We start from the raw sequence: 13,940 nt of genomic DNA, 5'->3' as shown, positions 1-13,940 counted from the left end.
CCCCCCCCCCCCGCCTCGGCCTACGTCGCAGGTCAGCCCTTCGGGGCCGCCGTGCGCCGCGGTGCCGTGCGCTGCCGTACGTAGCCGACGACCGCGAGCGCGAGCGCGAGCCCGCCGGTGGAGTAGAGCTGGACCCGCGTGCTGTCCTGGCGGGCCATCAGCACCAGGATGCCCAGCACCCCGAGCAGCGCGACCCAGGTCAGCACCGGGAAGAACCACATCTTCACCACGAGCTTCTCCGGCGACTCGCGCTCCAGCCGGCCGCGCATCCGCAGCTGCGCGGCGGCGATGAAGCCCCACACCACCAGCACGGCCGCGCCGACCATATTGAGCAGCCAGGTGAAGACGGTGGTCGGCCACCAGTAGCTCAGCAGCACCGCGAAGAAGCCGAAGACGGAGGAGGCGAGCACCGTCAGGCGCGGCACCCCGCCACTGATCCTGCCGAGTGCCTTGGGGCCCTCGCCGCGCGCGATCAGCGAGTGCGACATCCGGGAGGCGCCGTAGATGTTCGCGTTCATCGCGGAGAGCAGCGCCACCAGCACGATGACGTTCATGATCTCGCCGGCCGCCGGGATGTCCAGGTGTTCCAGGACCGCCACATACGGTCCGTCGGCCACCACCGCGGGGTCGTTCCACGGGATCAGGGTGACCACGACCAGCATCGAGCCGACGTAGAACAGCGCGATCCGCCACATCGCGGAGCGCACGGCCCGCGCGACGCCCTTGACCGGCTGTTCGGACTCGGCGGCGGCGATCGTCACCGTCTCCAGCCCGCCGTACGCGAACACGGACGCCAGCAGGCCGATGACCATGCCGTCCATCCCGTTCGGCATGAATCCGCCGGTTCCGCTGAGGTTGGAGCCGCCGGGGGAGTCGGTGCCCGGCAGCAGGCCGAGCACGGCGAGCACGCCCAGCACCAGGAACAGCCCGATCGCGGCGATCTTCATCGCGGCGAACCAGAACTCGAACTCGCCGAAGTTGCTGACGGCCGCGAGGTTCGCGGCGCAGAACATGGCCATGAACAGCAGGACCCAGATCCAGGACTCGGTGCCGGGGAACCAGCCGGTCATGATCTTCGCCGCGCCGATGGCCTCGACCGCGATGCCCACACAGAGCAGAATCCAGAACATCCAGCCCGCGGTGAAGCCGGCCCAGGGACCGATCGACCGCTCGGCGTGCACGGAGAACGAGCCCGAGGCCGGGTTGGCCGCCGACATCTCGCCGAGCATCCGCATCACGAGCATCACGAGCAGGCCGGATATCGCATAGGCCAGCACGATCGACGGTCCGGCGGCGGCGATGCCCGCGCCGGAGCCTACGAAGAGCCCGGCACCGATCACACCGCCCAGGGCGATCATCGACAGGTGCCGCTGCTTGAGGCCGTTGGACAGAGGGGAGTCGCTGGGTGCGGCGACAGGTGTCCGGGTGATGGTCATGTGCGTCCAGTACGTGAGAGAGCGGGGGCGGGGCGGCCTTAGTGTGGTGGGAGCGTCCGCTCAGGACAACACCGCGGACAGGACTGTCCGATATTCAGACACCGCGGTGACGCTTCGCTTCCGGTTCGTTGCGTCATCGAGCGCGGCATCCGGGCCGGGCTGAGTCGCGCAGGGCCGGCCGGGTCCGCTCGGCCTCTCCGCGCCCGCCCCGCCCCCGTCCTCAGGAGCGCTTGCCGCGCAGTTCCCGCAGAAACGCCACCAGCAGCACCGCACCGGTCGCGGCCCCCGACCACAGCACCTGCGGGCGCGCGGTGTCGTCGGTCAGCATCAGCACCAGGACGATGACCATCGCGCCCAGCGCGACCCAGGTCAGCCACGGGAAGCACCACATCTTCAGCGTCAGCTTCTCCGGCGCCTCGCGCTCCAGCCGTCGGCGCAGCCGCAGTTGGGACGCCGCGATCAGCCCCCACACCACCAGTAGCACCGCGCCCACCGCGTTGAGCATGTAGAGGAAGACCGAATCGGGCCACTGGAGATTCAGCAGCACCGAGACGAAGCCGAAGGCGACCGAGGCGAGCACCGCCCGCCGCGGCACCCCGCCGCCCGACACCCGCAGCAGCGCGCGCGGCGCCTCACCGCGCTCCGCCAGCGAGAACACCATCCGTGACGAGCCGTACAGGTTGGCGTTGAGCGCCGACAGCAGCGCGACGAACACCACGATGTTCATGATCTGCCCGGAGGCCGGCACCCCGATGTGGTCCAGCACCGCGACGTACGGGCTCTGCCCCGGCTTCATCGAGGTCCACGGCAGAACGGCGACGATGACGAGCATCGAGCCGACGTAGAAGAGGAGGATGCGCCACACCGCGCTGCGCACCGCGCGGCCGACCGCGCGGGCCGGGTCGTCCGACTCGGCGGCGGCGATCGTGACGACCTCCAGGCCGCCGAAGGCGAAGACGACGGCGAGCACGCCCGAGATCACCCCGCTCCAGCCGTTCGGCAGAAAGCCGCCCTGCCCGGTGAGGTTGGTCATGCCGACCGGGTCGGTGTCCGGCAGCACTCCCAGGATGGCCAGCAGGCCCAGGCCCAGGAAGAGCACGATCGCGGTGATCTTCAACGCCGCGAACCAGAACTCGAATTCGCCGAAGTTGCTCACGGCCGCGAGGTTGGCGACGGTGAACACCACCATGAACAGCAGCACCCACGCCCACTGCGGTACGGACGGCACCCAGCCCGAGGCGATGGTCGCCGCGCCCGTGGCCTCCACGGCCAGCACGACGACCAGCAGGAACCAGTAGAGCCAGCCCACGCTGAACCCGGCCCAGCGGCCGAACGCCCGCTCCGCGTGCACCGAGAAGGACCCGGACGCGGGCATCGCGGACGACATCTCGCCGAGCATCCGCATCACCAGCATCGCGAGCGTGCCCGCGATCAGGTACGACACGACGATGCCGGGCCCGGCCACCGCGATCCCGCCGCTGGAGCCCACGAAGAGCCCCGCGCCGATCACCCCGCCGAGGCCGAGCATGGTCAGGTGGCGCTGCTTGAGCCCGGCGGCGAGCGGCTCGCGCTCGCCGGGGCCGGGACCGGAAGGGGTGCCGGGAGCGGGACCGGGACGGGGAGCGGTGCCGGAACCGTCGCGGGGACCGGAACCCGTGCCGCCGCTCCCGGAGCCCGGCTCGGCGTCGGTCTTGGGGGCTATTGCCTCGTGCATGGCGCTCGTACTCTCGTCAGGTTCTTCGGGAACGACTGGTTCGACAGGAACGACTGGTTCGACGGGGAGGACCGGTTGGACAGCGGCGACCGCTTCGGTCGAGGTGACTGCTTCAGCAGAGCTCTTTGGTGGGACTCAACAGTCTCCCCACCGCCTGGCCTCCACCGCAAAAGGATTCCCCCTCCACTGCCATGTGCGTGACAAGCGTCACGTGAGCAGCGGAAACGCGCGGCGCGGACGCGCCGTTCGGTGGCCGGCGGATGTGCGGAACCCACCAACGGCACGATCGTGCCTTTGTCGATGGCACACGGTGATCGCACGTTAACTCGTGGGCTAACGTCACGGTGTTCCTTCCTGCCCACCCACCCCGGGGAGCCCCGATGAGCACTGCCGCCGACACCCTCCGACCCGGTTCGGTCCTGGCCGACCTGCTGCCCGCCGCCACCGTCTCCCGCGCCCGGGTGCGCGACGCGGTGCTGGTGCTCGGCGGCGCCGCCCTCACCGGCGTCGCGGCCCAGATAGCCCTGCCGGTGCCCGGCTCCCCGGTCCCGGTGACCGGCCAGACCTTCGCCGCGCTGCTCGTCGGCTCGGCGCTCGGCGCCCGCCGCGGCTTCCTGTCGATGGCGCTGTACGCCGTCATCGGCATGGCGGGGATGCCCTGGTTCGCCGAGGGCGGCTCGGGCACCGCGGCCCCTTCGTTCGGCTATGTGCTCGGCATGCTGCTGGCGGTCACCGTGGTCGGCGCGCTGGCCCGGCGCGGCGGCGACCGCGGGATGCTGCGGACGGTCGGCACCATGGCCGCCGGTTCGGCGCTGATCTACGCGATCGGCGTTCCGTACCTCGCGCTGGCCGCGGATCTCTCCTTCGGCCAGGCGCTCGCCGCCGGCCTCACGCCGTTCCTGATCGGCGACGCCCTCAAGGCCGCCCTGGCGATGGGACTGCTGCCCACCGCCTGGAAGCTGGCCGGCCGCCAGGGCTGACGAACAGCCACGCCACGTACAGACGCGCCACACACGGACGCGCCGCCCGGTGTCCCCACCGCGCGGCGCGTCCGTGTTTCCGGGATGGGTTCCGGGACGCCGTGCCTCCCCGGAACCCGGTCCCCGGGTGTACGCCGCTACGCCTTGACGGCCGCGAGCCTGTTGCGGCGCTGGTCGAGGACCAGGCCGATGGCGAGCACCAGCACGCCCACGGCGACGGACAGCACCATCTGCTGGCGTCCGTCCTTGTCGTAGAACATGTAGCCGACGACGAAGAGGATCAGTGTGATCGTCGCGTACGTCAGATACGGGTAGAGCCACATCTTCACGGTCAGCCGTTCCGGCATGTCCCGCTCGATGATCTTGCGCATCCGCAGCTGCGAGAAGCAGATGACCAGCCAGACGAAGAGCGCCACCGCGCCGGAGGACTTCAGCAGGAAGTCGAACACCGTGTCCGGCGACGTGTAGTTGAAGATGACGGCGATGAAGCCGAAGGCCACCGAGGACCAGATCGCGACGGCGGGCACGCCCCGCTTGTTGACCTGACCGAAGGACTTGGGCGCGTCACCGCGCCGGCCGAGCGAGAAGGCCATCCGCGAAGCGGTGTAGAGGCCGGAGTTGAGGCAGGACAGCACGGCGGTCAGCACGATGACGTCCATCACGGTGCCGGCGTGCGGGATGCCGATCACGTCCAGCGCGGCGACGTACGGGCCGTGCTTGACGATGGCCGGGGCGTTCCACGGCAGCAGGGTCACGACGAGCGCGATCGAGCCGAGGTAGAAGATGCCGATGCGCCAGATCACGCTGTTGGTGGCCTTGCTGATCATCTTCACCGGGTCGGCGGACTCGCCCGCCGCCAGCGTGACGATCTCGCTGCCCATGAAGGAGAAGACGACCAACAGCATTCCGGACAGGATCGCGCCCGGCCCGTTGGGCAGGAATCCGCCCTCGCCGGTCAGGTTGGTCAGCCCGACCGCCTCGGTGTCCGGCAGCACGCCGAAGACGGCGAGGCCGGCTATCACGATGAACGCGGCGATCGCGACGACCTTGATGCCCGCGAACCAGAACTCGAACTCGCCGTACGAGCCGACCGAGACCAGGTTCGTGGCGGTCAGCACCACCATCACGATCAGCGCCCAGGCCCACTGCGGGACGCCCGGGACCCAGCCGGTGAGGATGCCCGCGCCGGCGGTCGCCTCGACGGCGAGCACCACGACCCAGAAGAACCAGTACAGCCAGCCGATCGTGAAGCCGGCCCAGCGGCCGAGCGCCCGGTCCGCGTAGGCGGAGAAGGACCCGGAGGACGGGTCGGCGGCGGCCATCTCGCCGAGCATCCGCATCACGAGGACGACCATCAGGCCGGCCAGCGCGTACGAGACGAGGATGCCGGGGCCCGCGGCCTTGATGCCGGCGCCTGAGCCGACGAACAGACCGGCGCCGATGACGCCGCCGATCGCGATCATGGACAGGTGGCGGTTCTTGAGTCCGGCCTGGAGACCATCGGAGGGGCCGGAGGACGAATCCCGGCCGGTGCCGTCGGAGGGCGGGCCCTCTACGGTAATCGTCGGTTGCGCGCTCATGCACAATCCTTAAAGTTCTCGGGTTTCGAGCTCCCGCATTCAAACGCAGGGAGAACGTTCACGGAACCCCTGATTCCGGATCGTTGCATTCGCCTCACCCGACAAAACGCAGGAGCACACCCATCGGCGGTTGCCCACCCGCGTCCATGTCACACTCGGTGCCATGCGCGTGTACCTCGGCTCCGACCATGCCGGCTTCGAACTCAAGAACCACCTCGTGGAATGGCTCAAGGCCCAAGGCCACGAGCCCGTCGACTGTGGCCCGCACATCTATGACGCCCAGGACGACTACCCGCCGTTCTGCCTGCGTGCCGCGGAAGGCACCGCAGCGGACTCCGAGGCCCTCGGCATCGTGATCGGCGGCTCCGGCAACGGCGAGGCCATGGCCGCCAACAAGGTCAGAGGCGTACGCGCCGCACTGGCCTGGAGCGAGCAGACCGCCGCCCTCGGCCGCGAGCACAACAACGCCAACGTGATCAGCATCGGCGGCCGGATGCACACCAGGGAAGAGGCGACCAGGTTCGCCGAGGTCTTCCTGGACACCCCGTACTCCGGCGAGGAGCGGCACACCCGGCGCATCGAGATGCTCACCACCTACGAGCTGACCGGCAACCTCCCCGCGATCCCGGCCCACCACCCCCGGCAGGACTGACCGCCCGATGCCCGAGGGGCACACCATCCACCGGCTGGCCGCCGACCACTTCGAGACCTTCGGCGGCCGGCCCGTGCTCGCCGCCAGTCCGCAGGGCAAATTCGCGGACGGCGCGGCACTGATCAACGGCCAGGTGCTGGACGAGGCCGAGGCGCACGGCAAGCACCTCTTCCTCGGCTTCGAGGCGACCGGCTGGGTCCACATCCACCTCGGCCTCTTCGGCAGACTCGGTTTCGGCACCGGCCAGGCCCCGCCGCCCACCGACACCGTACGACTGCGGCTCGCGACCCCCACGGCGTACGCGGACCTGCGCGGCCCCACCACCTGCGGGCTGATCACCGACGGCGAGAAGCAGGCGATACACGAGCGCCTCGGCCCCGACCCGCTGCGCCCCGCCGCCGAAGGCGCCGGCGGCGAGCGCGCCTGGGCCCGGATCTCGCGCAGCCGCAGCACGATCGCCGGCCTGCTGATGGACCAGAAGGTCCTCGCGGGCGTCGGCAACGTCTACCGCGCCGAGGTCCTCTTCCGGCACGGCGTCGACCCGTACCGGCTCGGCCGCGACCTCACCCGCCGCGAATGGGACGCGATCTGGGCCGACCTGGTCCTCCTGATGCGCGAGGGCGTACGGAACAACCGGATCGACACCGTCCGCCCCGAGCACCTGCCCGAGGCGATGAACCGCGCACCGCGCGTCGACGACCACGGCGGCGAGGTGTACGTGTACCGACGGGCCCGGCAGCCTTGCCATCTGTGCGGCGGCGAGATCCGTAGTGCGGAACTCGCCGCACGCAACCTTTTCTGGTGTCCCGGCTGCCAGCGACGTTGATCTTCGGCCGCGGGCCGGTGGACGGGTGCCCTCAATCGCCGGTCACGGCACAGGCTAGAAGCCGTGCGGCAGCCAAGGCGCCACATCGCTCCGGAACGCCGTCGACGCCTCCGCCAGCGCGCCCCGGCGCAACTCCCGCACCCGGCCGGCCGAGGCCAGCGCGCTCAGCGGAATCCCGCCGAGGTAGGCCGCGCCCAGCTCCCGTACCGACAGCTCCAGCTCGGCCGGGTCCTCGGTGCGCTCGCAGGAAGCCCCCTTGGCGTCGCCGGTCAGCCGCCACCGCCCCTCGTTCCACGGACAGAACGCGTCCGCGACCTCGAAGACGACATCCACCGGCGCCGCGTACGTACGGGCCTCCAGCGCGGCCCCCACGTCCACCAGCCGCACATGCAGCGAGTCGCGGACACCCACCGCGCAGCGCCGGATGTCCGAAACCATGTGCAGCAGCGCCGCGTCCACCGGGAGATTGCGGGCCCGCAGCTTCGAGGTCAGATCGATCTCGAACAGGAAGCGCCAGAGCGCGGCGCGCGGGGCCGGTGACAGGGCTTCGAAGTCGTACAGCCGCACCAGCCCCTTCGGGCCCGCCGGCTCCCACTCCGGGTTGATCGCGTAGCGCGCGTACCCCACCACCTCGCCGTCCAGCTCGGCCAGCACGCACAGCAGCGGCGAGTCGCCTTTCCGGTCGCCGGGCGGATCGAGCAGCGGCAGCCGCTCCCAGCCCGGCTGCCTGGCCAGCATCCCCGGCCGGGCGGTGACCTTCCGCGCGTACACCGCCTCGCACGCCTCCCGCGCGTCCTCGGGCTTGACCAGGCGCAGCCGCACCGCGTCGGCGCCCTCGGGCACCGTGAGCCGCACCCGGCTCGTATCGATCTCCGCGTGCAGCTGCTCGGTCGCCATGCCGTAGCCGAACCGGCCGTAGATCTCCGGCTCGGAGGCCGTCAGCACGGCCAGCGGCTCGCCCAGCGCGTGGACGTCGTCCAACTGCCGCCGCATCATGGAGCGCAGCACCCCGCGCCGCCGGTGCGTGGACAGCACGCTCACCATCGTCACGCCCGCCGCCGGGACCAGCCCGCCGCCCGGCACCGACAGCCGGAAGGTGAAGGCGCTCGTCGTCCCGATGCACTCGTCCTCGTCCCAGACGCCGATCGACCGGTCGATCTCGGTCAGATCCCGCCACATGGCGCGCTCATCGGCCTGCTCGGCAACCCCACCGAAGGCCAGCTCCAACTTTCCGTACCACTCGTCCCATTCGGTGGGACGCAGCACCCGCAACTCAGTCGACATGACGTATGCCTATCAGGGGATTCCCGGTCATGCGAGCGGATTTAGAACGGGAATTCCGGTCTGTGGGCCTCTTTGGCGCGCCGTGAATCGACGCGCCGCCGAATGGGTGGATAGTGTCCCGGTGCAACGGCGCGTTGCGCCCAGCAGAGCGCGCGGCGCTCCGGACGGAGGGTGGCGGTGGGGGACGGAAGAGCGGAGACCCAGACCGCCCGGCTGCGCAAATCGCTGCACCGGGTCCGCATCAACCTGCGCAAGTCCGGGGTCGACTACTTCCGCGGCGACGGCGCGGACTGGATCGCCCTCGCCGCCCTGCTGATCTCCATACCCACCATCGCCTGCGCCACCATCGCGCAGCCGTTGTGGTGCTCGCCCGCCGCCCTGGTGGTGCCGATCGTCGTCGGCGGGCTGCTGCTGCGCCCCGCCAGCCTGCTCGGGCTGTACGCGGCTGCCGCCGTCGCGCTGATCGTCGAGGCCGCGGTGCTCGGCCCGTACACCGAGGGATCGGACCGGGTCACCCCGGGCACCGTCCTGGTGGTCGCCGCCGTCGGGCTCGTCGGCCTGCTCATCGCGCAGTTCCGCAGCCGCGTCGGAGTGCCCTGGCGGCGCGGCGGCACCATGCTCTTCGACCTGCGCGAACGCATCCGGGTGCAGAGCAAGCTGCCGAGGCTGCCCAAGGGCTGGCACCACGAGATGGCGCTCCGCCCGGCCGGCGGCCAGTCCTTCTCCGGCGACTTCGTGGTCGCCTCGCGCACCCACGGCGGGCATGTCCTGGAGGTCGTCCTCACCGACGTCTCCGGCAAGGGCATGGACGCGGCCTCCCGCTCGCTGCTGCTCTCCGGCGCCTTCGGCGGCCTCGTCGGCTCGCTGCCGCCGGAGGGCTTCCTGCCCGCGGCCAACGGCTATCTGCTGCGGCAGGACTGGGACGAGGGCTTCGCGACCTCGGTCCATCTCGTCCTCGACCTGGACACCGGCGACTACCAGCTGCTGTCCGCCGGGCACCTGCCGGGCGTCCAGCTCAACGCCGGTACCGGTCGCTGGGAGGAGAAGGCGGCGGACGGGCCGCTGCTCGGGGTATACGGCGGGGCGGAGTTCCACCCGGTCAAGGGCTCACTGCGGCCGGGGGACGTGCTGATGCTGTTCACCGACGGCCTCGTGGAGTCATCCGACCGGGACATCAGCGAGGGCATCGACCGGCTCACCGGCGAAGCCGACCGCTATGTCACGGTCGGTTTCCGCGGCGCGGCCTGGCATCTCATCGAAGCCGTGGCCAAGGATGTCAACGACGACCGCGCGCTGCTGCTGATCTGCCGGGACTGAATTCGGGACTGCTGAACGGGAGCGGCCGTCCCGGACCGTACGGTCGGCCGGCACCCGGGCTCAGCCCGAGCCGCTGCCCGCGGGCTCCGGCTCCGGCTCGGCCTGCGTCTCCGGTGCCTGCGGCTTCCGCGGGTCGTCCTTGCCGCCCGGCAGCAGCCGCGCCAGCCGGTGCGACTGCCCTGCGGCCAGCGGCGCGAGTACGGCGAGGACGAGTACATAGCCCGCGATGAACGGCGAGAGCCGTTCGTCCAGCCCCGCCGCCGCGGCCATGGTGGCCAGGATCAGTGCGAACTCCCCCCGGGCCAGCAGGGTGGTGGAGATATTGGCCGCGGGGCCCGGCCCGAAGCGGTAGAGCCGGGCGGCGAGCAGCCCGGCGATCAGGTTCATCCCGATGGTGATCACGACGGCGATGAGCACCGGCCAGACGACCGTGGGCAGGTCGCCCGGGTCGATGGAGAGGCCGAACGCGAAGAAGAAGATCGCGCCGAACGCGTCCCGCAGCGGGTGCACGAGTTCGCGGATCCGGTCGCCGGAGGTGGTGTTGCCCAGCATCAGGCCGACCATGAACGCGCCGATCGCGTCGGCCACCCCGAACTCCTCGGAGATGCCCGCGACCAGCACGGCGGCGCCCAGGAAGGAGATGACGAGCAGCTCGTTGTCCTTGGTCGCGATCAGCTTGCCGATGATCTTCGTGCCCCAGCGGGCGACGGCGGCGAGCAGCAGCAGGAAGGCGAACGCCTTGCCGGCCTGGAACGCGGCGGCGGACAGGCTGTCGGCACCGGAGATGACCGGTTGCAGGGCCGCGAGGTAGAGCGCCAGGAAGATGTCCTCGACCACGATGATGCCGAGAATCGGCTTGGTCTCCGGATTGCCGATGCGTCCCAGGTCCACCAGGACCTTGGTGACGATCGCCGAGGACGAGATGCCGAGCACGCCGGCGAGGACCAGCGCCTCCGAGGCGCCCCAGCCGAGCGCGAAGCCGAAGCCCAGCCCCGCGCCGACGTTCAGCGCGAGATACGCGCCGCCCGCCAGGGCCATCTTGCGGCCGCCCGCCTTGAGGTCGTCGATGTGGAATTCGAGGCCGAGGTAGAACAGCAGCAGGACCAGGCCGAGGGCCGAGAGCATTTCCAGGTCGGCCGGGTCGGAGACCAGCACGAAGCCGGGGGTGTTCGGACCGAGCAGGATGCCGGCCAGGATGAACAGAGGGATCGTGGGCAGGCCGATGCGGCCGCCGAGCCGGGCGAGCAGAGCGGCGGCCAGGAAGGCGCCGCCCATCGCGATCAGGGTGTCCGCGCGTCCCATGGTCAGGACCTTTCGGTGACGGAGGCTACTGCGGTGCGGGCGGGCGTCGGCAAGCGGGTGGGTTCCTCCAGGGGAGCGTCCGGCATTTGGCAAAGAGGGTGTCAAGAAATAGTTAAAGGTTAGTTTACCAAACGACTTTTCCGGCCACTCCCACGGATTTCCCCAGCTTGGATCCGGTGGTCGCGAGCGGGACCGCGACCCGCCCGAAAGCCTTGAAAACACCGCATTGCCGGCGCGATGGGCGCATGAGTGATATGCGCATGCGTAAGGCCCGGGTCGAGGAGCGATCCTCGACCCGGGCCTTACGTCCACGCTGTCTGTGGTTGTCAGTGCTGCGGTGCTGCGGTACTTGTGTGCTGTGGGTCAGCGGCTGCTGTCGGCCTTGGCCCGGCCGCGCGCCAGTTCGGCGGCGTCCTTCTTGAAGGCCCAGGTCATCTTGGGCTCCATGGCGAAGCGGAACATACGCTGCACCGGCGGGGTGCACAGCAGGCTGATGACGCCCGCGGCGATCAGGGTGGCCGCGATCTCGCCGGTGGGCCGGTGCAACCACGCGTAGTCGTCGAACCAGCCCCAGAAACGGGAGCCCTTGGCGATGAAGCCGTGCAGCAGGTAGCCGTAGAGGGTGCCCGCGCCGAGCACTGTGAACCACATCTTCCGCTTCGGCACCCAGGCGAAGAAGCACGCCGTGAGCACCATCGAACAGCCGAAGAGCGCGAGCGTCATGATCGGACCCGACCAGATCGGTCCGGTCAGTTCCTGCACGCTGTCGCGGTGGTAGAACCACGCCGAGGACATCCGGGGGCCGGCCCAGTAGGCGACCAGCAGTGCGATGGCGAAGGCCGGCACCGCCAGGATCTTGACCTCGCGCCGCCGCATGAGCTGGAAGTGCTCCGGCTTCATGCAGAGGCCGACGACGAAGAACGGCAGGAACTGCAGGACGCGTTGCAGGTCGAGGTCGTCACCGATGTCGGGGGAGACCGAGGCGAGAGTGGCCACCGCGAGCGAGAGCGGGATGGGCCAGCGGACCATCTTCCAGAGCGGAGTGGTCAGTCGCCAGATGAAGAGCGCGACCAGGAACCAGGTGAGGTACCAGGGGTCGAGCAGGCTGATCGGGTGGCCAGGATCGTCGTCCGCCCAGCGCTTGAAGAAGGTGTACGCGACTTCGAAGAGGACATACGGCACGGCGATGCCGGTGACCAGCCGCCTGAGCCGGTCCGGCCGCATGTCGAAACTGCGGGAGAAATAGCCGGAGATGAGGATGAACGCCGGCATGTGGAAGGTGTAGACGGTCATGTACAGCGCTTCGGCCGTACGGCTGGTGTTGGTGAGCGGCTCCCATGCGTGGCCGCAGGCGACGAGCACGATGGCCAGATATTTCGCGTTGTCGAAGAACGCGTCGCGCTGTTTGGGCTTGCTCTCGACCGTACGGCCCGGCGCCGGAGCGGGTGCGAGCGGTCTGTGGTGGTCCGTGGGCGCCGCGTCCCTGGCCGGGGGGAGCGGGGCTCTCTGATAGCCGTGCGGGCGCAGGGTGTTCGTCACAGGTCCTCCCACCATGAACAAGGGGAAAGGATCCTGGACCTCACTGCGCGTGCGGGGGTCATGGCAGCGGGGAACATCTGAGGCACCATAGCGGGGATTCCTGCTTTACGTAAAACCCTCATCCCTCCTTCACTATTTCTGCTTCTGGCCGCTTGACCAGCGGAGTCGACAAAGAGATGCAGTCAGTTGTTTCAGTGCCGCGACCACCTCGCCAACTGCCCGCTCCGCCATGCTTCATACCTGTTAAACAGGGCATATGCCTCGCGGGTGGCTCCCGGTGGAATGTCCGATTAATCGGCATGTCGCGACCCTGTGAGTCGCTGTGCGAGACATTTCGAATTCAACCCCGTGTTCATCTTCGGATGGCACCGTCGCCGCATGCCTGTACAGCGAAACGATCGGGCTGAATTCGCTATCCGCCCAGCGCGCCGAATAGCACCGCCATGGGTGGGTTCCGGTGCGTCCGCGCAGATCCGCGGGGCTGCTGGGACGGGTGCGCGGTTCACCGATGATGCGTCACCGGCCTCCACCGGGGCCCTGGTTGGTGGCACGATGGTCCACGCAGGGGGTGTGCGCGGCCGCGTGCTTCCCGGGCCGGCGAGGCGTTCCGACCGAGGGTGTGATCAGTGTGGCCATTTCACTGTCCGTCGTACTGCTGTTGGCGATCATCCTGGTGGTGTTGATACGCGGCGGCTCGATCAAGGCCGGGCCGGCGGTCGTCGCTGTGCTCTTCGGCTTCTTCCTGGCCTCGACCGGAATGGCCCCGTCCATCAACCGCTTCCTGGACTCCCTCGCCCAGACCATCAACGAGATCAACTTCTGATCCGGGGGGCCGCGGGACCGTCGGACACAGTGTCCGCGGGGCCGCCGGCGGCGAAAACACCTCCGGCCCGGGCCGGTGAGACAAATCACCGAGCCGGGCCGGAGCAAGTGGAGCGGGCGACGGGAATCGAACCCGCGTAGCTAGTTTGGAAGACTAGGGCTCTACCATTGAGCTACGCCCGCGAGTGCCGTTGATCGACTTCCTCGACGGTACGCGGAACATCGTAGCGGGTCGCCGCAGTCCGCCGCACACCGGCCGCGTGTCCGGATAATTGGCAGCCGCGCCGCGTGTGGGCATGTACCCTACGTGACGCACCGACGGGGTGTGGCGCAGCTTGGTAGCGCGTCCGCTTTGGGAGCGGAAGGTCGTCGGTTCGAATCCGGCCACCCCGACCAGCATTCTCTTGCCCGGCCCCGATCGACAAGATCATATTGTGGGGTCCATCCACCATGCGGCTACTATGCAAGCTGCATGCGTGTGTCCGTCT

At 69.6% G+C, this 13,940-nt stretch carries 11 protein-coding genes and 2 tRNA genes; 6 read left to right on the top strand and 7 right to left on the bottom strand.

Annotated features, from left to right (window positions below; translation table 11 throughout):
* Positions 1–32 precede the first annotated feature (32 nt).
* Both QMK28_RS00650 and QMK28_RS00645 read right to left on the bottom strand, forming a co-directional pair.
* Positions 33–1,436, bottom strand: a complete 1,404-nt coding sequence (locus tag QMK28_RS00650) for an amino acid permease (RefSeq protein WP_326434921.1) — start codon at positions 1,434–1,436, stop codon at positions 33–35.
* Positions 1,437–1,656: 220 nt separating this feature from the next.
* Positions 1,657–3,150 (bottom strand): amino acid permease, encoded by a 1,494-nt coding sequence (locus tag QMK28_RS00645; RefSeq protein ID WP_326434920.1) that lies wholly within the window; start codon positions 3,148–3,150, stop codon positions 1,657–1,659.
* 380 nt (positions 3,151–3,530) lie between these two features.
* On the opposite strand from QMK28_RS00645, the gene QMK28_RS00640 reads away from it, so the two are divergent.
* A complete protein-coding gene (locus tag QMK28_RS00640) occupies positions 3,531–4,130 on the top strand; it encodes a biotin transporter BioY (RefSeq protein WP_326434919.1) in 600 nt (199 codons plus the stop codon).
* Positions 4,131–4,267: 137 nt separating this feature from the next.
* Here QMK28_RS00640 and QMK28_RS00635 read toward each other — a convergent pair whose 3' ends face one another.
* On the bottom strand, positions 4,268–5,710 hold the full coding sequence (locus QMK28_RS00635) for an amino acid permease (RefSeq protein WP_326434918.1): 1,443 nt from the start codon (positions 5,708–5,710) through the stop codon (positions 4,268–4,270).
* Positions 5,711–5,873: 163 nt separating this feature from the next.
* Here QMK28_RS00635 and QMK28_RS00630 point away from each other — a divergent pair, with 163 nt between their 5' ends.
* Positions 5,874–6,362 carry a ribose-5-phosphate isomerase gene (locus QMK28_RS00630; RefSeq protein WP_326434917.1) on the top strand — a complete coding sequence of 163 codons (489 nt, stop codon included), beginning with the start codon at positions 5,874–5,876 and terminating at the stop codon, positions 6,360–6,362.
* A gap of 7 nt (positions 6,363–6,369) precedes the next feature.
* Entirely contained in the window at positions 6,370–7,188 is an 819-nt protein-coding gene (locus QMK28_RS00625) for an Fpg/Nei family DNA glycosylase (protein WP_326434916.1), read from the top strand.
* 54 nt (positions 7,189–7,242) lie between these two features.
* On the opposite strand, the gene QMK28_RS00620 is transcribed toward QMK28_RS00625, so the two are convergent.
* Positions 7,243–8,472 carry a GNAT family N-acetyltransferase gene (locus tag QMK28_RS00620; RefSeq protein ID WP_326434915.1) on the bottom strand — a complete coding sequence of 410 codons (1,230 nt, stop codon included), beginning with the start codon at positions 8,470–8,472 and terminating at the stop codon, positions 7,243–7,245.
* Positions 8,473–8,649: 177 nt separating this feature from the next.
* Here QMK28_RS00620 and QMK28_RS00615 point away from each other — a divergent pair, with 177 nt between their 5' ends.
* Positions 8,650–9,789: a PP2C family protein-serine/threonine phosphatase gene (locus QMK28_RS00615; RefSeq protein WP_326434914.1), complete on the top strand. Its 1,140-nt coding sequence runs from the start codon at positions 8,650–8,652 to the stop codon at positions 9,787–9,789.
* A 60-nt stretch (positions 9,790–9,849) separates the two neighbouring features.
* Here QMK28_RS00615 and QMK28_RS00610 read toward each other — a convergent pair whose 3' ends face one another.
* The gene (locus QMK28_RS00610; RefSeq protein WP_326434967.1) at positions 9,850–11,064 is read right to left on the bottom strand and encodes a cation:proton antiporter; all 1,215 of its coding nucleotides are present in this window, start codon (positions 11,062–11,064) and stop codon (positions 9,850–9,852) included.
* Positions 11,065–11,454: 390 nt separating this feature from the next.
* Positions 11,455–12,630 (bottom strand): acyltransferase family protein, encoded by a 1,176-nt coding sequence (locus tag QMK28_RS00605; protein WP_326434913.1) that lies wholly within the window; start codon positions 12,628–12,630, stop codon positions 11,455–11,457.
* 628 nt (positions 12,631–13,258) lie between these two features.
* On the opposite strand from QMK28_RS00605, the gene QMK28_RS00600 reads away from it, so the two are divergent.
* The gene (locus QMK28_RS00600; RefSeq protein WP_326434912.1) at positions 13,259–13,453 is read left to right on the top strand and encodes a hypothetical protein; all 195 of its coding nucleotides are present in this window, start codon (positions 13,259–13,261) and stop codon (positions 13,451–13,453) included.
* A 108-nt stretch (positions 13,454–13,561) separates the two neighbouring features.
* Here QMK28_RS00600 and QMK28_RS00595 read toward each other — a convergent pair.
* A tRNA-Gly gene (locus QMK28_RS00595) sits at positions 13,562–13,635 on the bottom strand.
* Between the two features lie 136 nt (positions 13,636–13,771).
* Between QMK28_RS00595 and QMK28_RS00590 the strand changes: the two genes are divergently transcribed.
* Positions 13,772–13,848 (top strand) — tRNA-Pro (locus QMK28_RS00590).
* The last annotated feature ends 92 nt before the right edge of the window (positions 13,849–13,940 follow it).

It is taken from the genome of Streptomyces sp. H27-D2 (assembly GCF_035828615.1).
GTDB lineage: Bacteria > Actinomycetota > Actinomycetes > Streptomycetales > Streptomycetaceae > Streptomyces.
This window is presented reverse-complemented; position numbering and strand designations above follow the sequence as displayed.

What these genes read in the sequence shown, in the direction of transcription:
- QMK28_RS00650 (WP_326434921.1), bottom strand. Translation starts at nt 1,436, where the DNA reads ATGACCATCACCCGGACACCTGTCGCCGCACCCAGCGACTCCCCTCTG.
- QMK28_RS00645 (WP_326434920.1), bottom strand. Translation starts at nt 3,150, where the DNA reads ATGCACGAGGCAATAGCCCCCAAGACCGACGCCGAGCCGGGCTCCGGG.
- QMK28_RS00640 (WP_326434919.1), top strand. Translation starts at nt 3,531, where the DNA reads ATGAGCACTGCCGCCGACACCCTCCGACCCGGTTCGGTCCTGGCCGAC.
- QMK28_RS00635 (WP_326434918.1), bottom strand. Translation starts at nt 5,710, where the DNA reads ATGAGCGCGCAACCGACGATTACCGTAGAGGGCCCGCCCTCCGACGGC.
- QMK28_RS00630 (WP_326434917.1), top strand. Translation starts at nt 5,874, where the DNA reads ATGCGCGTGTACCTCGGCTCCGACCATGCCGGCTTCGAACTCAAGAAC.
- QMK28_RS00625 (WP_326434916.1), top strand. Translation starts at nt 6,370, where the DNA reads ATGCCCGAGGGGCACACCATCCACCGGCTGGCCGCCGACCACTTCGAG.
- QMK28_RS00620 (WP_326434915.1), bottom strand. Translation starts at nt 8,472, where the DNA reads ATGTCGACTGAGTTGCGGGTGCTGCGTCCCACCGAATGGGACGAGTGG.
- QMK28_RS00610 (WP_326434967.1), bottom strand. Translation starts at nt 11,064, where the DNA reads ATGGGCGGCGCCTTCCTGGCCGCCGCTCTGCTCGCCCGGCTCGGCGGC.